Raw genomic sequence first — 17,719 nt, forward strand, 5'->3', positions numbered from 1 at the left:
CGTAAAAGCGTGGTTTGCTGCAGTTTCGGCGGTTTCCCGGGGGCATGGGGGCGTCCCGAGGGGCGGACGCCGCCCTCAGCCGAGCAGCCGGGCCGCGAGCGCCTCGGCGCTGGCCCGCGAAGTGCCGTGGGTGTACACGGCCGGGAGATCCTGTCCGTCGGCCGGCACGGTTCCGGTGTGGACCCAGGCCGCCCCGGGCAGCAGGCGGTGGACCGCCTGGGCGGCCGCGAGCTGGGCGCCGCCGGGGGCGAGATCGTCGGTCAGCACCACCACCCGGCTCTCCGGGGTGAGGCCGAGCGAGCCGACCAGGTCCGTGGTCCCGGCCGGGTCCGGAAGGGCGGACCGGCGGACGGGGGTGCGCCGGGCGAGGGCCGCGGAGAACACGTCGCTGAGCGGGCCCGCGGCGATATTGGTACGGCCGCGGCCGTCGAGGAGCTGGACCGGGTCCGCCGCCGTACCGTTCCGGGACCAGGCCGGCAGGACGCCGGTGAGTGCGCGCCCTGCGGCTTCCACCCAGTCCCGCCCGGAGGGCGCCGGAGCGCTTCCGGCCGAATCCGGTGCTGCGGCGCGGGCCTGCCGCGTCGTTTCCACGAAGCGCCGGATGCGCCGGGAGGCCGTCTCGAAGTGGGAGGTCGTCAGGGTGCCGTCGTCGAGGGCGGCCAGGAGCGCGTCGCGCACCTCTCGGTAGTCGTCCTCGTCCGAGGTGCTGCCGGCCTTGGGGCCGAGGTTCGACGGATTGCCGACGCACAGCAGGTCGGCCCCGGCCTTCAGTGCCAGCACCGCGCCGGGGCCGGATCCGACACCGGCGCGGACCGCCGCCATGTCGAGGGCGTCGGTGACCAGGAGCCCGTCGTGGCCGAGTTCCCGCAGCAGGGCGGCGGCGGCGGGGTTGAGGGTCGCGGGCAGTTCGCCGAGCTCCGGAATCACAATGTGGGCGCTCATCACCGCAGCGACCGACTGTTTCACCGCGGCGGTGAACGGCGGCAGGTGGTCCCGGCGCATCTCCTCGAGGCTCAGCTCCACCCGCGGCAGTTCGAGGTGGGAGTCGGTGCTGGTGTCGCCGTGGCCGGGGAAGTGCTTGGCGCAGGCCCCGACGCCGGCTGACTGCAGGCCCCGGATCAACGCCGCCGTGTGCGCGGAGACGCGGGCGGTGTCCGCACCAAAGGACCGCACCCCGATGATGGGGTTGAGCGGATTGGTGTTCACATCCGCAACCGGAGCCAGCACCAGGTTCACGCCGGCGGCGCGGGCGAGGACGCCGATGTCGCGGCCGGCGTCCTCGGTGAGCCCGATGTCGTCCAGGACACCGAGGACGGCGGCGCCGGGGATGCCCGATCCGGCGGCGGACTGGAGGCGGGTCACATTGCCGCCCTCCTCGTCGATGCCGATGACGGCGTGCGGGTTGGCGGCCAGGACCGCCTCCGAGAGCCGGCCCACCGCGCCCGGAGTGTCCGGATCGATGTTCTGGCTGAAGTAGACGACGCCGCCCAAGCCGTTCCGGAGCGCCTCCTCCAGCCAGGCGGGCAGGGCCGTGCCCAGGAACCCGGGAAGGATGACGCTGTTGACGAGGCGGAGGCGGTCGGCGGCGTTCACCCCTTCACCGCCCCGGACACCAGTCCGCCGCTGAGCCGGCGCTGCACGAGGATGAAGAAGATCATCACCGGCAGGGTGATCAGGGTGGAGCCGGCCATCACGTAGCCCCACTCGTTGGAGTTCTCCCCGAAGAACTGCTGGAGGCCCACGGCGACCGTGTAGGTGGAGGGGCTGTCCATGAAGGTCAGGGCGAAGATGAACTCGTTCCACGCGATGATGAAGGCGAACACGCTGGTGGCGACCAGCCCGGGCGCGACCAGGGGCAGCAGCACCGACCAGAACATCCGGCCCCAGCTGGCGCCGTCGATGTAGGCGGCCTCCTCCAACTCGACGGGCACCGCCGCCACGAAGCCGCGGAGCATCCAGATGGCGAAGGGCAGGGAGAACGCCACGTAGACGATGATCAGGCCCAGGAAGGAGTTGAGCAGCTGCAGGTCCCGCACCTGGATGAACAGCGGGATGACCAGCGCCTCCAGCGGCACCATCTGGATGATCAGGATCAGCATGAGGATTCCGGTGCGGAACCGGAACCGGAACCGCGCGACGGCGACGGCGGCGAAGAGGGCGAGGATTCCCGACAGCACCACCGTTGACACCGCCACGATGGCGGAGTTGCGCAGGAAGGTGCCAAAGCCCGCCTCGGAGAGGACGTAGCTGAAGTTCTCAAGCGTCGGCTCGGCGGGGAACAGCGACTGGGCCCCGCCCGTGGCGCGCCCGTCAAAGGCGCTGCTGATCATCCAGTAGGTCGGAAAGAGGGTGAACAGCAGCAGCGCCGCGACGGCGACCGCCTTCCAGGCGAGCGTCCACCGTGCCCGGCGGCTGCGCGGCCGGCGGGCCGGGATGCGGACGGCGTCCGGCGCCGGGGGTGCTTTCACTTTTCCTCCTTGAACAGCGTGCGGACGTAGACGACGCTGATGGCCAGCAGCAGCACGGTGAGCAGCACGGCGATGGCCGAGCCGAACCCGTACCGGTTCTGGGCGAACGACTCCACGTAGGACCACACGCCGAGGTTGAACACTGAACGGTTCGAGCCCGATCCGCCGGGCTGGAGGTAGATCTGCGCGAACACCTTGAAGTCCCAGATCGTGGAGAGGATCACCACGACCGCGAAGACGGGCCGAAGGGTGGGGAAGGTGATCGAGAAGAAGCGGCGGACGGCGCCGGCGCCGTCGACGGTTGCCGCTTCGAGCATCTCCTTGGAGACCCCGAGCAGGCCGGCCAGCACGGTGATCGCCACGAACGGAAAGCCGTGGTGGATGATGTTGACCAGGACGACGGCGTAGAAGGACCAGCGGTCGGTGAACCAGTTGTGCGGCTCGTCGAGCAGGCCCACGCCCTGCAGGAACTGGCTGACGATGCCGCGGTCGGCGTCGAAGATCCAGATCCACACATAGGTGCCGGTCACGGCGGGCATCGCCCAGGCGACCATGACGGCGCTGCTGACGATCGTGCGCCAGAAGCGGTCAAGGCTGGCCAGCAGCAGGGCCACCAGGGTGCCGAGGATCACGGTTCCGCCCACGGCGGCCACCGCGAATCCCACGGTGTTGGGAAGGACGACCGTCCAGAGTGCCGGGTCGGCGAAGACCTCGGCGTAGTTGGCGAAGCCGATGTAATTGGAGCGCCCGCTGACGATCTCGCGCAGTCCGTAGTCCTGGAAGGAGATGAGCACGACGCGGGCGAGCGGCCACAGCAGCAGCACGGCGAGCACTGCGAGGGCCGGGGCCAGGAGCAGCCACGGCCGGGTTGTCGACAGGCGCAGCCTGCCGGGCCGGCGGCGCTGGGGTGGGGTTGGGCCGGTGGCCGCACGCGGTGCCGGGCGTGCGGCTCCAACCTTGGTGGGGGTGGTCAAAAAACTATTTTCCGTTCAGGAGTTCTTCGATTTCGGTGGCGGCGTCTTCGGTCGCCGAATCGACGCTCTTGTCGCCCGAGAGGATTGACTGGATCATCGCCGGAACCGTCTTCTTGGCCTCGACGGCGCCCCAGCCCGGAGCGACGGGAACCGAGGTTCCGGCTTCAACCATCTGGGTGGCGAACGGCTTGACCAACGGGTCATCGGACTTGGCCGCCTCCTCGAGCAGCGAGGCCTGGCCCGGGAAATAGTTGGTCTGTTCGGCCCACTCGGCCGCCGTCTCGCCGGTGGTCATCATCTCGACGAACTTCCAGGCGAGTTCCTGTTTCTTGGATCCTTCGAACACGCTCAGGTGCGAGCCGCCCAGGAAGGAGGGGCTGTAGCCGGACTCGGGGCCGGGGATCGGGAAGGCGCCGATCTTGCCTTCGAGGTCGGGGTTCTGCTCGAGGATCGCCGGCATCGCCCAGGAGCCCATGGTGGCCATTGAGAGGTTGCCCTTGACGAAGTTGTCGAGCACGTCCTTCTCGTTCCAGGTGGTGGCCCCGGCGGAGGACAGGCCGTCCTTCACGGCCAGGTCGGTGTAGAACTTCACGCCCTCGCGGGCTTCGGGGGAGTCAATGCCCGAGGACCAGGTGTCTCCCTCCTGCTCGGCGAGCTCGGCACCGGCACCCCAGATGAAGGGGTAGGCCAGGTACGCGGAGTCTCCGGGAACGGCGAACGGCGTCATGTCCGGCTCGGCCTCCTTCAGGGCGAGGCCGGCCTCGCGCAGCTCCTCCCAGGAGGTGGGCGGGGTCAGGCCGTGCTTTTCGAAGATGTCCTTGCGGTACACGACGGAGCGGACCCCGGCATACCAGGGCATGCCGTAGAGGCTGTCCTCGAGGGTGCCGGCCTCGACCAGGCCGTCGACGAGGTCATCCTTCAGCCCGGCCTTCTCGATCTGCTCGTCCAGCGGTGCCAGAGCGCCGGCCTCGGCGAATTCCGCGGTCCAGGTGCTTCCGGTCTCGGCGACGTCCGGCGTCGTGTTCCCGGCGATGGACGTGACAAACTTGTCGTGGGCCTCGGCCCACTGAACGAACTGCACATCGAGGGTGGCGCCGGTTTCCTCCTTGAACTCGGATTTCACCGACTTGAAGAAGCTTTCGGCGTCGGGGTTCGTCCCCTCCATGATCCAGACGCTGAGCGTCTCGCCCTCGGCGTCGGAACCGCCGCCGTTTCCACATGCTGTCAGCGCCAGTGCTGCCACTGCAGTCACGGCCATTGAACGCTTGAGCTTTCTCACTTGCTGTCCCCTCCATCGCGGCGAAGGCGGCGGCATCGGAATGTGCCACGGCCCATAGAGTGAAAGTAATCTCCATCACGGTCTAAGTCAACGTAACTGATTTCCAGACACGCCGGACGGACCCCCCTTCATCCCCGTGCTGGCCGCGGTGCAGAGCCTCCGCGGAGGGCAGGCGGGGGCGGGAACCGTGCCCGAAAACACACCCCGGACCGGCGTGGTGCACTGGCGCCGGGCGTAAAATTGACTTTTTATTCTCGATGAAGGACACCGTGGAAACCGCACGCACCGACTCCTCCCGCCCCTCTGACACCCTCACGATCCGCCCGGTCCTGCCCGGCGACTACGACGAGGTGGCGCGCATCACCCGCACCGCCTACCTCGAGGCCGGCTACTTCGCCGACGTCGACCACCCCTACATGGCGGTCCTCTCCGACGTCGCGCACCGTGCTGAGCACGCCGAGATCTGGGTTGCCGAGCGGGGCGGCCGGGTTGTGGGTTCGGTGGCGCTGACCTTCGAGGGGCAGCGGTACACCGATATCGCCATCGCCGGGGAGCTCGAGTTCCGCATGCTCGCCGTCGACCCCGCCGTGCAGCGCGGCGGCATCGGCCGGGCCATGGTCGAGGCGATCATTGCCCACGCACGGACCCTGCCAGGCATCAACGCCGTCAGCCTCACCAGCGGATCCAACATGGTGCGCGCGCACCGGCTCTACGAGTCCCTCGGCTTCCACCGCGTCCCCGAGCGCGACTGGCTCGTGCCCAATGAGGACATCCTGCTGTGGGTCTTCCGCCTGGAGCTCTAGGGCCGGTGTTCTGAAGGCCTTCCGGGCGGGTTCCGCGGTGCCCGCCCGGGCCCTGTCCGCCCGTAGACTAGAGGCAGACACCCATCCACTTCCAGGGGAGATCCATGGCTGAGATTAACCGTGAGGACGTCGCGCATCTGGCGCGGCTGGCGCACATCGACATGAGTTCCGAGGAACTCGACCGCATGGCCGGCGAACTGGCCGTCATCGTGGATTCGATCAAGAGCGTCAGCGAGGTGGCCGGCGACGACGTCCCCGCCACCAGCCACCCGATTCCGCTGAGCAACGTCTACCGCGACGATGTCGTGGGGGAGACGCTCAGCAACGAGGAGGCCCTCGCCGGCGCCCCCGACAATGCCGACGGACGCTTTCGGGTCCCTGCAATCCTGGACGGGGAGTAACCCAATGAGTGAAATCATCCGCCTGAGCGCCGCCGCGCTCGCGCAGAAGCTGCAGTCGCGCGAGGTCTCCGCCGTCGACGCCACGCAGGCGCACCTCGACCGGATCGCCGCCGTGGACGGCTCGATCAATGCGTTCCTCCACGTCAACACCGAGGAGGCGCTGCTCGTGGCCGCCGAGGTCGATAAGGCGCGCGCCGACGGCGACACCCTGCACCCGCTGGCCGGCGTGCCGATCGCCGTGAAGGACCTCATCGTCACCAAGGGCCAGCCCACCACGGCCGGCTCCAAGATCCTCGAGGGCTGGCACAGCCCCTACGACGCCACGGTGATCCGCCGGCTGCGCGAGGCGCGGATGCCGATCCTGGGCAAGACCAACCTCGACGAGTTCGCCATGGGCTCCTCCACCGAGCACTCGGCGTACGGGCCCACCCGCAACCCCTGGGACCTCGACCGCATCCCCGGCGGCTCCGGGGGAGGTTCCGCCGCGGCCGTCGCCGCCTTCGAGGCGCCGCTGGCCCTGGGCACCGACACCGGCGGCTCGATCCGCCAGCCCGGCGCCGTCACCGGCACCGTCGGCGTCAAGCCCACCTACGGCGGGGTCTCGCGCTACGGCGCGATCGCCATGGCGTCCTCGCTGGACCAGATCGGCCCGGTCTCGCGCACCGTGCTCGACTCCGCGCTGCTTCACGAGGTCATCGGCGGTCACGATCCACACGACTCCACCTCCCTCACCGACCCCGTCGGCGCCCTCGTTGAGGCCGCCCGGCGCGGCGAGGTGAAGGGCCTGCGCGTCGGCGTCATCAAGGAACTTTCGGGCGAGGGCTACCAGGCCGGCGTCCTGAACCGCTTCGCGGAGTCCCTTGAGCTGCTCCGCGGCGCCGGCGCCGAGATCGTCGAGGTCTCCTGCCCGAACTTCAAGTACGCCCTGGGCGCCTACTACCTGATCATGCCCTCCGAGGCCTCAAGCAACCTCGCCAAGTACGACGGCGTGCGCTTCGGCCTGCGCGTGGTGCCCGAGGGCGCCCCGACGATCGAGCGCGTCATGGGCGCCACCCGCGCCGCCGGCTTCGGCGATGAGGTCAAGCGCCGCATCATCCTCGGCACCTACGCCCTGAGCGCCGGCTACTACGACGCCTACTACGGCTCGGCCCAGAAGGTCCGCACCCTCATCCAGCGCGATTTCGACGCCGCCTTCACCCAGGCCGACGTCCTGATTTCCCCGACGGCGCCCACCACCGCGTTCCGCCTGGGCGAGAAGCTCGACGACCCGCTGGCGATGTACCTCAACGACGTCGCCACCATCCCCGCGAACATGGCCGGCATCCCGGGGCTGTCCCTGCCGGGCGGGCTCGCCGACGAGGACAACCTGCCGGTCGGCATCCAACTGCTGGCCCCGGCGCGCCAGGACGCCCGGCTCTACCGGGTCGGCGCCGTGCTCGAATCACTGCTTGAAGACAAGTGGGGCGGACCGCTGCTGGCGCAGGCCCCCGAGATTGCGGGAGTGAAGTAAATGACTGCTGTACACGACGAGGTCCTGTCCTTCGACGAGGCCATGGAGAAGTACGACCCGGCGCTCGGCTTCGAGGTGCACGTCGAGCTGAACACTCGAACCAAGATGTTCTCCTCGGCCCCTAACGGTTTCGGGGACACCCCCAACACCAACATCACCCCGGTGGACCTCGGCCTGCCCGGTGTGCTTCCGGTGGTCAACCGGGTCGCCGTGGAGTCCTCGATCAAGATCGGGCTCGCCCTGGGCTGCAAGATCGCCGAGCGCAGCCACTTCGCCCGGAAGAACTATTTCTACCCGGACACCCCGAAGAACTTCCAGACCTCCCAGTACGACGAGCCGATCGCCTACGACGGCGCCATCGACATCGAACTGGCCGACGGCACCGTCTTCACCGTGGAGATCGAGCGGGCCCACATGGAGGAGGACGCCGGGAAGCTGACCCACATGGGCGGGGCCACCGGCCGCATCCAGGGCGCCGAGTTCTCCCTCGTCGACTACAACCGGGCCGGCGTGCCGCTGGTGGAGATCGTCACCAAGCCCATCCTGGGTGCGGGCCGGCGCGCACCGGAACTGGCGAAGGCCTACGTCGCGGCCATCCGGGAGATCGTGAAGAACCTCGGGGTCTCCGACGCCCGGATGGAGCGCGGCAATGTCCGCTGCGACGCAAACGTCTCCCTCATGCCCAAGGGCAGCACCACCCTGGGCACCCGCACCGAGACCAAGAACGTGAACTCCCTGCGGTCGGTCGAGCACGCGGTGACGTATGAGATCCAGCGGCACGCCGCAGTCCTGGACTCCGGGGCCGCCATCGTGCAGGAGACCCGCCACTGGCACGAGGACACCCGGTCCACCACCGCCGGCCGGCCCAAGTCCGACGCCGACGACTACCGCTACTTCCCGGAGCCGGACCTGGTTCCCGTCGTCACCAATGACGCCTGGATCGAGAAGCTGCGCTCGGAACTGCCCGAACCGCCCGCCGAGCGCCGCAAGCGCCTCCAGGCCGACTGGGGCTATTCCGACGCCGAGTTCCGCGACGTCGTCAACGCCGGAGTGATGTCCTCGATCGAGGACACCGTTGCCGCCGGCGTCAGCCCCGCCGTCGCCCGCAAGTGGTGGATGGGTGAGATCTCCCGGCGCGCCAAGCTTGCCGACGTCGAGCCGGCCGAACTGGGCGTCACCCCCGAGCTGATCGTCGAACTGAACGCGCTGATCGAATCGGGAAAGATCAACGACAAGCTCTCCCGCGAGGTGCTCGACGGCGTGCTGGCCGGCGAGGGCACCCCCGCCGAGGTCGTCGAGGCGCGCGGCCTGGCCGTAGTCTCGGACGACGGCCCGCTGCTCGAGGCCATCGACGGCGCCCTGGCGGCCCAGCCGGACGTCGCGGACAAGATCCGCGGCGGCAAGGTCCAGGCCGTTGGAGCGATCGTCGGCGGCGTCATGAAGGCCACCCGCGGGCAGGCCGACGCCGGCCGGGTGCGCGAGCTGATCCTGCAGCGCCTGGGCGTCGAGGGCTGACGCTCCGTCCCCCTGCCCCACGCCTGCCCGCCGACAGCACCCTGTCGGCGGGCAGTCGGTTTTCCCGGGCAGGGGCGGGTCCGGCCCGCCCGCCTCGGGTGCCGTTCACCACTGATAATCTTGCGGTGGCTGTCACAACAGCCACCCGAGTTGCACCAGCTCGCCGCCGGCGGATCCAGCCGGCAGTGCGGGATTGGCGCGGAAGGAAGATGGAGTGAAGGCGCTTTACAAGTCCGGTGCGCATCCCGGATTCGAACTGGTCGACCGTCCCGAGCCGACGGTGGGCCTTGGAGAAGTAAAGATCCGGGTCATGACCACCGGGATCTGCGGAACCGATCTCCACATCGAGTCCTGGGACTCCTGGGCGCAGGGCATGATCAACGCCCCCCTGATCCCCGGCCACGAGTTCTACGGCGAGGTGGTCGAACTCGGCGGCGGCGTCCGCGACGTGAAGATCGGCGACCGGGTCTCCGGCGAGGGCCACGTCGTCTGCGGCATCTGCCGGAACTGCCGCGCCGGGCGGCGCCAGATGTGCATCCGCACCTCGAGCGTCGGCGTCCAGCGCGACGGAGCCTTCGCCGAATACGTCGTCCTTCCCGAGACCAACGTCTGGGTGCACCACGACGAGATCACCCCGGAGCTCGGCGCCGTCTTCGACCCGTTCGGCAACGCCGTCCACACCGCCCTGAGTTTTCCGCTGGTCGGGGAGGACGTCCTCATCACCGGCGCCGGACCCATCGGCCTGATGGCGGTCGCGGTGGCCCGCCACGCCGGTGCCCGGAAGATCGCGGTCACCGACATCGCCGCGCCCCGGCTTGAACTCGCCCGGGCCGTCGGGGCCGACATCGCCATCGATGTCAGCCGCATGCGCATCCTGGAGGCGCAGCAGGAGCTGGGCATGAAGGAGGGCTTCGACATCGGCATGGAGATGTCCGGCCACCCCTCGGCCCTGCCCGAGATGATCGACAACATGACCCATGGAGGGCGCATCGCCATGCTCGGCCTGCCGTCGTCGTCGATCTCCATCGACTGGGGCAAGGTGGTCACCCACATGCTCACCCTCAAGGGAATCTACGGGCGCGAGATGTTCGAGACCTGGTACGCCATGAGCGCCATGCTTCAGTCAAACCCGGCCCTGCGCGACGCCGTCGCGAGCGTCGTCACGGACACGCTGCCGGCCTCCGAATGGCAGGCCGGTTTCGACACCGCCCGCCGCGGGGCCAGCGGCAAGGTGGTCCTGGACTGGACCTCCCTCTGACCTCCCACTGACCTCCGGCGCCTCCCGGTCCTCCGCAGTCTCTCCTACCTCCAGCCGATTCACCTCCAGCCGTCCCATCCTCCAAGGAGCAGCGACATGTACACCTCCATCCGCGACCAGCTCACCGGCGAGCTTGAGGAGATCCGCAGCGCCGGGCTGTTCAAGCACGAGCGCACCATCTCCTCGCCTCAGTCAAGCCACATCCGGGCCGGGCTGCGCACCGGAGGGTCAGCCGAGGTCCTGAACTTCTGCGCCAACAACTACCTGGGCCTCGCGGACCACCCGCAGATCATCGAGGCCGCGAAGAACGCCCTGGACGAGCGCGGCTTCGGCATGGCCTCGGTGCGCTTCATCTGCGGCACCCAGGACCTCCACCTGGAGCTGGAGCGGCGGGTCTCGCAGTTCCTCGGAACCGACGACACCATCCTCTTCTCCTCCTGCTTCGACGCCAACGGGGGAGTGTTCGAATCCCTGCTCTCGGCGGAGGACGCCGTCATCTCCGATGCGCTGAACCACGCCTCGATCATCGACGGCATCCGCCTGAGCAAGGCCCAGCGCTTCCGGTACGCCAACCGGGACATGGCCGACCTCGAGGCAAAGCTCAAGGAGGCCTCCTCGGCGCGGCGCCGCCTGATCGTGACCGACGGGATCTTCTCGATGGACGGTTACCTCGCCCCGCTCGAGGCCATCTGCGACCTCGCCGATCAGTACGACGCGATGGTCATGGTCGATGACTCGCACGCCGTCGGCTTCATGGGCCCGACCGGTGCCGGGACCCCCGAACACGCCGGCGTCGGGCACCGCGTCGACATCTACACCGGAACGTTCGGCAAGGCCCTGGGCGGTGCGTCCGGTGGCTATGTCGCCGCCCGCCGCGAGATCGTCGAGGTGCTCCGCCAGCGCGCCCGGCCGTACCTGTTCTCGAACTCGCTGGCGCCCTCGATCGTCGCCGCGACCCTGACCGCCCTGGACCTGGTCCAGAACAGCGCCGAGCTGCGCGCCACCCTCGTCGAGAACGCGGCCCATTTCCGCCGCCGGATGACCGAGGAGGGCTTCGAGCTGCTCGAGGGAGAGCATGCGATCATCCCGGTCATGTTCGGCGACGCGGTCCTGGCGGCGAAGACCGCCGACGCCATGCTGGCCCACGGGGTCTTCGTCACCGCGTTCAGCTACCCGGTGGTGCCCAAGGGCGCCGCGCGCATCCGCGTCCAGCTCTCCGCCGCGCACAGCAGCGAGGACATCGAGGCCTGCGTCCGGGCGTTCGTCGCAGCCCGGTCCGAGGCCGCAGCCGGGTAGGGTCCCGAGGGGCGGCGCGTTCCTGCCGAAATCCCGGAGTTCCGGGCAGTCCCGGCCGGGGGAGGGCCCGCCGCCAGCGGGCGGTGCGTTCCCACCGGAACCGAGGCTCCCGGCGCCACTTCCCGCCGGACGCGCCGGGCGGCCCCATCGTGCCCGACGCGCAGCGGATGTGCCTACGATGGCGCCATGAACCTTAGCTGCGATGTCCTCATTGTCGGTGGCGGCATCGCCGGCCTCTCGCTGGCCTCGGAACTCGCCTCCCGCGGAGGCCCGACCGTGGCCCTCGTCGAGGCCGAATCGACCCTCGGCTACCACACCTCGTCCCGGTCCGCCCGGCAGCTGAATCCCAGCTACGGCCCGCCGGTGGTGCGCCGGCTCACCGCCCGCACCCTCGGCCTGCTTGCCGGGGTGCAGGAGCGGACCCGCCTCGTGCTCACCACGCCGCGGAGCTACCTGCTGATCGGCAGCGAGGCCGACGTCGCCGCCAGGGCTGCCGGCCCAATGCGCCGGGTGACCCACGCCCAGGCCCTTCGGCTGTGCCCGCAGCTGCTTCCGGATACCTTCGAGGCGGCCGGGCTCGACACCACCTGCGTCGGCACCGACACCGACGCCCTGCTTGAATACCACCGGTCGGCCGCCGTGGGATCCGGGGCGGCGATCCTGACCGGCGCCAGGGTCACGGCCGCCGGGCGCAGCGGCGGCCGGTGGCGCGTGCGGGCCGGGGAGCAGGAGATCAGTGCCGGCGTGGTGGTCAACGCCGCCGGTGCCTGGGCCGACCGGCTCGCGGAGATGTGCGGGGCGGCACCCCGGAACCTGGTGCCCTACCGGCGCACCGCCGCCGTTGTCCGGGTGGGGTCGCAGCCGGTCCCGGGCACGCCGATGGTCGCCTCGGCCGATGACTCCTTCTACTTCCGCCGTGACGAAGCGGGCGTCTTGATCTCGCCGTGCGAGAGCGTTCCCAGCACCGCGGAGGACGCCCGCCCCAATCCCGGTGACGTCGAGGCGCTGATCGTCCGGCTCAACACCCTCACCACCTTGGGCATCACCGAAGTCGTCCGGTCGTGGACCGGGCTTCGGACCTCCCCGCCCGGCGGGATCCCCATCGTCGGGTTTGATCCGGACGCCGAAGGGTTCTTCTGGCTGGCAGGCCAGGGCGGCTTCGGCTTCCAGACGTCCTCGGCCATTGCCGAGCTCGCCGCGGCGCAGCTGACCGGGCAGGAGCCGGGGGACACGCAGGCCGCGGCCGAACTCGCCCCCGCCGCCGCCGGATGATCCACCCCGAGCCGGACCTCAATGTCACGCCGCCGTCCGCAGGCAGCAGCCGCGTTCGAGGGTCGGCAACGGCACCGCAGGACAGGCATAGGATGGTCGGATGAACGTTGATGAAGTCCCACTGCCCGGGATCGGGGTCCGCAGGGATATTGAAACCTCGTCAGGACGCCGGATCGGCATCGTCGCGCACCGCGAAGGGAGCCTTGACCTCATCATCTCGGCGGCCAACGACCCCGACGCCTGCGTCGCATCCATTCCCCTGACCCCCGATGAAGCCGCAACGATCGGGAACCTGCTGGGCGCACGGCAGCTCGTGGCCCGGCTGACCGAGGAACACCGCGACCTGCCCGGGGTCACCACCCGCCAGTTCCTGGTGGAGCGCGGCTCTCCCTTCGACGGGCGTTCCCTGGGCGAGACGCGCATGCGCTCGCGGTCGGGCGCCTCGGTGGTGGCGGTGCTCAGCTCCGGTGAGGTCCAGGCCTCTCCCACTCCGGATTTCGTCCTGGCCGCCGGCGACCTCCTGGTCGTTGTCGGTACCTCCGAAGGTTTGGACACCGCCGCGAAGATCCTCCGGCACGGCTGATCGGTGCACACAACCGCAATAACGCTGATTGAACTCGGCGCTGTCCTGCTGTGCCTTGGCGCCCTCGGCCGCCTCGCCGCACGCTTCGGACTGTCGCCGATCCCGCTGTACCTGGTCGGTGGGCTCTTCTTCGGCCAGGGCGGATTCCTCGCCCTCGAGGGCCTCGAACGCTTCAGCGAGGTGGCCAGCGAGATCGGGGTCGTCCTCCTGCTGCTGATGCTCGGCCTTGAGTATTCCGCCAAGGAACTCGTCACCGGTATGCGGCAGTCCTGGATGGCAGGCGTGCTCGATATCGTCCTGAACGCCGTCCCCGGGGCAGCCGTCGCGCTCCTGCTGGGGTGGGGTCCCGTCGGCGCCCTGGTGATGGCCGGGGTCACCTATATCTCCTCGTCCGGCATCGCCGCGAAGGTGATCTCCGACCTCGGACGCCTTGGCAACCGGGAAACCCCGACGGTGCTGGCGATCCTCGTGTTCGAGGATCTCGCCATGGCCATCTACCTGCCGGTGCTGACGGCGGTGCTCGCCGGGCTCAGCTTCGCCGGAGGCCTCCAGGCCGTGGGTATCTCCCTCGTCGTGGTGACCCTCGTCCTGGTCGTCGCCCTGCGCTGGGGCAATGTGGTATCGGCAATCGTGGACAGCAAGGACCGCGAGGTGTTCCTGCTGACACTCATCGGGGCCGCGCTGCTGGTCGCCGGGCTCGCCTCGACCCTGCAGGTCTCGGCCGCCGTGGGCGCCTTCCTGCTGGGCATCGCTATCTCCGGCGCGACGGCGGAAAACGCCTCCCGCGTGCTCGAGCCGCTGCGCGACCTTTTCGCCGCGATCTTCTTCGTGGTCTTCGGCCTGAACACCGATCCGGCGTCCATCCCGCCGGTCCTGGGCTGGGCCGTGGTGCTGGCGCTGGTCACGGCGGCCACCAAGATCGCCACCGGCTGGTGGGCCGCGGCCCGCCAGGGGATTAAGCCGCGCGGCCGGGCGCGGGCCGGGGCCGCGCTGGTAGCCCGCGGCGAGTTCTCTATCGTCATCGCCGGGCTTGCCGTAGCCTCGGGGGCCGTGGTCCCGGAGATCGCGGCGCTGGCGACGACGTACGTGCTGATCATGGCGATCCTCGGACCGATCCTGGCCCGGATCGCCGAACCCGTGATGGACCTGCTGATGCGCCGCCCCCGCGCCGGGGGGACGGTGCGGGGGGTCGACACGAGGGCCGGCGGCTGACCGGCTGTCCCGGTCAGCGGGGCGTAGCCCGGGCCGCCCGCAAGCCGGCAACCGTGAGCGGGTGGGACAAGATTTTCTGGTCAACCCCGGAGGACGACGCTACATTGATCCCACGGTGAATCGCCCGCCGAGCAGCAGGGCGAACCAGCGTAGGTCTCATGCTGCCGGTGCTGTTCGTGGTCTCCACTGCTTCGCTTGGTTTCCACTGCATCGCCGGTCCATGGCAGGCCGACGCTGCCCGGAGGGATACCCCTCCGCCGGCCTCGACAGTGCAGGCAGTCTGCCGGAACAAGCCCCGGTGGATTATGCGCCTCGACCCGGCGAGCACCCCGGGACCGACCATCGACGCCATGGAGTGTTCCGCGACGCGCCCTGAGAGTACGCGCTATCACCGTTCCCGATCGCGCATCGGCTCCTGAACCGGGATGGACCAGGACGGCCACCGCCTCGCCCTGATTCAAACAGCAGACCGTCGGCACACTCCCGCTGCGGTCCCCGCAACCGGTGAGGAACTGTCTGGACGGAGACCGCGGGATGGGCAGCGATAGACCGAAGGAAGACCAGTGACGGATATTTTTGAAACCCTTGAATCCGAAGTCCGCAGCTACTGCCGCACCTGGGACACCGTCTTCGATCACGCCGAAGGCAGCCTGCTGTACGGCGAGGACGGCAAGGAGTACGTTGACTTTTTCTCCGGTGCCGGGGCACTGAACTACGGACACAACAATCCCCTGCTGCTCCAGCCACTCATCGAATACCTTCAGTCGGGCGCCGTTGTCCATTCACTCGACATGAAAACGCCTGCGAAGCGCAGGTTCCTCGAAGCCTTCAACGAAGTCGTCCTGACGCCCCGGTCACTGGACTACAAAGTGATGTTTCCCGGCCCGACAGGGACGAACACCGTGGAGTCGGCGCTGAAGCTCGCGCGGAAGGTTACGGGACGGCACCACATCCTCGGCTTCACCAATGCATTTCACGGCATGACCCTCGGCTCCCTGTCCGTCACGGGCAACTCCATGAAACGGCGGGGAGCGGGAATCCCCCTGACGAACACTTCGAGTATTCCCTATGACGGATATCTGGAAGGCAGCGGCGGGGACTTCCAGTGGCTCAGCCGGACCCTGGAGGACAGCGGCTCCGGCGTCGATCTGCCGGCGGCGGTCATCGTGGAGACGGTGCAGGGCGAAGGCGGGCTGAGGGCGGCAAGGGCAGCGTGGCTCAGGGGACTCGCCGAGATCTGCAGCCTGCACGGTGTCCTCCTCATCGTGGACGATGTGCAGGCCGGGTGCGGGCGCACCGGGACCTTCTTCAGTTTCGAAGAGGCGGGCATCGTCCCGGACATCGTCTGCCTGTCGAAGTCGATCTCCGGTTTCGGACTGCCGATGGCCCTGACACTGTTCAAACCGGAGCTGGACATCTGGAAGCCGGGAGAACACAACGGCACCTTCCGCGGCCACAATCCCGCCTTCGTGACCGGGGCGGCGGCCCTTCGCCACTTCTGGGCGGATTCCGATTTCCAGCTCCAGATCGGCGAACGCTCGGTGCAGCTGCACGGGGGGCTTGAGGAGATTGCGCTGCGCACCGAGGGTGCCCACGTGCGCGGACGGGGCATGATCGCAGGCATCTACTACCCGGACCCGGAAACGGCGGGAAAGATCGCATCCGAGAGCTTTGCCCGGGGCCTGCTCGTCGAGACTTCCGGGCCCAAAGGGGAGGTGCTCAAGGCCCTTCCCGCACTCACCATCGATCCGGATGCGCTTCGCCGGGGCCTCGCGATCCTCGCCGATGCCGCGGAGGCTGTCACCGGATCCATCGCCTAGGCGGTCCCGGAACCGGCTGCCCGGCCAGCCGACGGGGAGCCGTCAGCACCGGTGGAGCCGGTCCAACCGGCTGGTACGCCCGGCCCGGGTGCCGCCCGGGCCGGGCGTACCAGCGGAGACCTCCCCGGTGGAGAGTCTGGGGGCGGAGCAGGAGGAGCGGAAATCGGGTCGTCGGGCGCGTCCTGTCCTATTCCGGTGGCGGTGCCACCGCGAACGCCCGGGCCGCAAAAACCAAGGCGGCGGTCATCTCACGCAGCATCGTTGGATCGACGTTGTCGAGGGTGTCGCAGCCCTGGTGGTAGCAGGGGTCGTACTCCCTCCCGGCCGTTCCGCCGTGGAGCCGGACCTCGGCGTCGGACTTGATGCCGGAATCGCCGGTGAACAACCCGCCGACAGCGATCCCGGCGTCCTGGAAGGCCTCGTAGTCCGACCCTCCGTCCAGCGAGGTCGGCTCAGCGGCCAGGTCGTTCTGCGCGAAATAGTCGAGGAAGACCTCCTCGATGACGTCCGAGCCTTTCGGGCCGCCACGGTCGGAGTCCGAGCCGTCGCCGTCATGGACGAAACGGACACCGTTCGGGGATCCGACCATGTCGAGGTTGAGGTAGACGGCGGTGCTGTCGACCTGCTCCCCGGTCAGTTCGGAGACGTAGTGGTTGGAACCGTAAAAGCCGTCCTCCTCACCGCCCCAGAACGCGAAACGCACCCGGTTGGACGGTTCGATGCCGCTCTCCGCCAGCCACTCGGCCGTCTCGAGGATGGCGGCCACCCCGGTGGCGTTGTCGTTGATTCCCGCGCCCTCGGCGACAGAGTCGAGATGACCGCCCACCACAACGGTCTGCGCGTCGCTCCCCGGGCTGTCCGCGACGATGTTGAAGGATTGGACCTCCTCGTCGTTCCAGTCATTCCAATAACTGAAGCGCTGGCGGACGGGTTCATAGCCGGCCTCGCGCAGCTGCTCCTCGACGTAGCGGGCGGACTCCTCGTAGCCGGAGGTGCCCGAGGCGCGGGTTCCGCCCTCCGCATCGGCGACGGACTGCAGCGCCTGGACATGGGCAAGGACACCGCGTTCCGTGACAGCGTCCCGAATCGCCTCGGCGTCGGTGGCGGAGGTTGGTACCAGCGGCGGCGGGGACGAACACGAGGTCAGCGCCGCCAGTGCCAGACCGGCGGCAAGTGCCGGTCCTGCTCGGAATTTCATCCAGTTCCTCCTCCAACCCAGCCGGTCGCCCCTCGATGCTGGAGAGCAATCGGGAATGCCAGACCTGCCCAGCATTCGTAGCATAGGCTGGTTTGGATGTCCCCATCTATGTGAAAGACCGGTGTCCCCG

At 69.0% G+C, this 17,719-nt stretch carries 15 protein-coding genes; 10 read left to right on the forward strand and 5 right to left on the reverse strand.

Features of this window, described 5'->3' with window-relative positions:
* Positions 1-75 precede the first annotated feature (75 nt).
* Genes E2F48_RS06780 through E2F48_RS06795 form a run of 4 tightly spaced genes read right to left on the reverse strand, consistent with a single transcriptional unit; the run spans position 76 to position 4,721 of the window.
* Positions 76-1,593: a glycoside hydrolase family 3 protein gene (locus tag E2F48_RS06780; protein ID WP_165968709.1), complete on the reverse strand. Its 1,518-nt coding sequence runs from the start codon at positions 1,591-1,593 to the stop codon at positions 76-78.
* Complete coding sequence (locus tag E2F48_RS06785) at positions 1,590-2,435, reverse strand: carbohydrate ABC transporter permease (protein WP_246018654.1); 846 nt, start codon at positions 2,433-2,435, stop codon at positions 1,590-1,592. Before E2F48_RS06785 ends, E2F48_RS06780 begins: the two co-directional genes overlap by 4 nt.
* Positions 2,436-2,464: 29 nt before the next feature.
* Positions 2,465-3,442: a carbohydrate ABC transporter permease gene (locus E2F48_RS06790; protein ID WP_133403216.1), complete on the reverse strand. Its 978-nt coding sequence runs from the start codon at positions 3,440-3,442 to the stop codon at positions 2,465-2,467.
* A 4-nt stretch (positions 3,443-3,446) separates the two neighbouring features.
* Positions 3,447-4,721, reverse strand: a complete 1,275-nt coding sequence (locus E2F48_RS06795) for a sugar ABC transporter substrate-binding protein (RefSeq protein ID WP_246018550.1) — start codon at positions 4,719-4,721, stop codon at positions 3,447-3,449.
* A 269-nt stretch (positions 4,722-4,990) separates the two neighbouring features.
* Between E2F48_RS06795 and E2F48_RS06800 the strand changes: the two genes are divergently transcribed.
* From E2F48_RS06800 to ectB, 10 genes are all read left to right on the forward strand, one after another.
* On the forward strand, positions 4,991-5,524 hold the full coding sequence (locus E2F48_RS06800; RefSeq protein WP_246018551.1) for a GNAT family N-acetyltransferase: 534 nt from the start codon (positions 4,991-4,993) through the stop codon (positions 5,522-5,524).
* Positions 5,525-5,628: 104 nt separating this feature from the next.
* Entirely contained in the window at positions 5,629-5,925 is a 297-nt protein-coding gene (gene gatC, locus E2F48_RS06805) for an Asp-tRNA(Asn)/Glu-tRNA(Gln) amidotransferase subunit GatC (RefSeq protein ID WP_120166793.1), read from the forward strand.
* Positions 5,926-5,929: 4 nt separating this feature from the next.
* Positions 5,930-7,435, forward strand: a complete 1,506-nt coding sequence (gene gatA / locus E2F48_RS06810; RefSeq protein ID WP_133403219.1) for an Asp-tRNA(Asn)/Glu-tRNA(Gln) amidotransferase subunit GatA — start codon at positions 5,930-5,932, stop codon at positions 7,433-7,435.
* Positions 7,436-8,950: an Asp-tRNA(Asn)/Glu-tRNA(Gln) amidotransferase subunit GatB gene (gatB, locus tag E2F48_RS06815; RefSeq protein WP_133403220.1), complete on the forward strand. Its 1,515-nt coding sequence runs from the start codon at positions 7,436-7,438 to the stop codon at positions 8,948-8,950.
* 214 nt (positions 8,951-9,164) lie between these two features.
* Complete coding sequence (gene tdh / locus E2F48_RS06820) at positions 9,165-10,208, forward strand: L-threonine 3-dehydrogenase (protein ID WP_133403221.1); 1,044 nt, start codon at positions 9,165-9,167, stop codon at positions 10,206-10,208.
* Between the two features lie 96 nt (positions 10,209-10,304).
* Positions 10,305-11,504, forward strand: coding sequence for a glycine C-acetyltransferase (locus E2F48_RS06825; protein WP_133403222.1), 1,200 nt, complete (start codon positions 10,305-10,307; stop codon positions 11,502-11,504).
* Positions 11,505-11,690: 186 nt separating this feature from the next.
* A complete protein-coding gene (locus tag E2F48_RS06830; RefSeq protein ID WP_133403223.1) occupies positions 11,691-12,776 on the forward strand; it encodes an NAD(P)/FAD-dependent oxidoreductase in 1,086 nt (361 codons plus the stop codon).
* 100 nt (positions 12,777-12,876) lie between these two features.
* Positions 12,877-13,359, forward strand: a complete 483-nt coding sequence (locus tag E2F48_RS06835) for a cation:proton antiporter regulatory subunit (RefSeq protein WP_120166782.1) — start codon at positions 12,877-12,879, stop codon at positions 13,357-13,359.
* Positions 13,360-13,362: 3 nt separating this feature from the next.
* Positions 13,363-14,571, forward strand: coding sequence for a cation:proton antiporter (locus E2F48_RS06840; protein ID WP_133403224.1), 1,209 nt, complete (start codon positions 13,363-13,365; stop codon positions 14,569-14,571).
* Positions 14,572-15,134: 563 nt separating this feature from the next.
* Positions 15,135-16,391 (forward strand): diaminobutyrate--2-oxoglutarate transaminase, encoded by a 1,257-nt coding sequence (ectB, locus tag E2F48_RS06845; RefSeq protein WP_133403225.1) that lies wholly within the window; start codon positions 15,135-15,137, stop codon positions 16,389-16,391.
* Positions 16,392-16,578: 187 nt separating this feature from the next.
* On the opposite strand, the gene E2F48_RS06850 is transcribed toward ectB, so the two are convergent.
* Positions 16,579-17,589, reverse strand: coding sequence for a M20/M25/M40 family metallo-hydrolase (locus E2F48_RS06850; RefSeq protein ID WP_133403226.1), 1,011 nt, complete (start codon positions 17,587-17,589; stop codon positions 16,579-16,581).
* Positions 17,590-17,719: the final 130 nt, after the last annotated feature.

Source organism: Arthrobacter crusticola (assembly GCF_004357995.1).
Classification (GTDB): domain Bacteria; phylum Actinomycetota; class Actinomycetes; order Actinomycetales; family Micrococcaceae; genus Arthrobacter_D; species Arthrobacter_D crusticola.

Bases quoted from the DNA above. Each gene is read 5' to 3' on its own strand.
- gatC (WP_120166793.1), top strand. From the start codon at position 5,629: ATGGCTGAGATTAACCGTGAGGACGTCGCGCATCTGGCGCGGCTGGCG.
- gatA (WP_133403219.1), top strand. From the start codon at position 5,930: ATGAGTGAAATCATCCGCCTGAGCGCCGCCGCGCTCGCGCAGAAGCTG.
- gatB (WP_133403220.1), top strand. From the start codon at position 7,436: ATGACTGCTGTACACGACGAGGTCCTGTCCTTCGACGAGGCCATGGAG.
- E2F48_RS06825 (WP_133403222.1), top strand. From the start codon at position 10,305: ATGTACACCTCCATCCGCGACCAGCTCACCGGCGAGCTTGAGGAGATC.
- E2F48_RS06830 (WP_133403223.1), top strand. From the start codon at position 11,691: ATGAACCTTAGCTGCGATGTCCTCATTGTCGGTGGCGGCATCGCCGGC.
- E2F48_RS06835 (WP_120166782.1), top strand. From the start codon at position 12,877: ATGAACGTTGATGAAGTCCCACTGCCCGGGATCGGGGTCCGCAGGGAT.
- E2F48_RS06850 (WP_133403226.1), bottom strand. From the start codon at position 17,589: ATGAAATTCCGAGCAGGACCGGCACTTGCCGCCGGTCTGGCACTGGCG.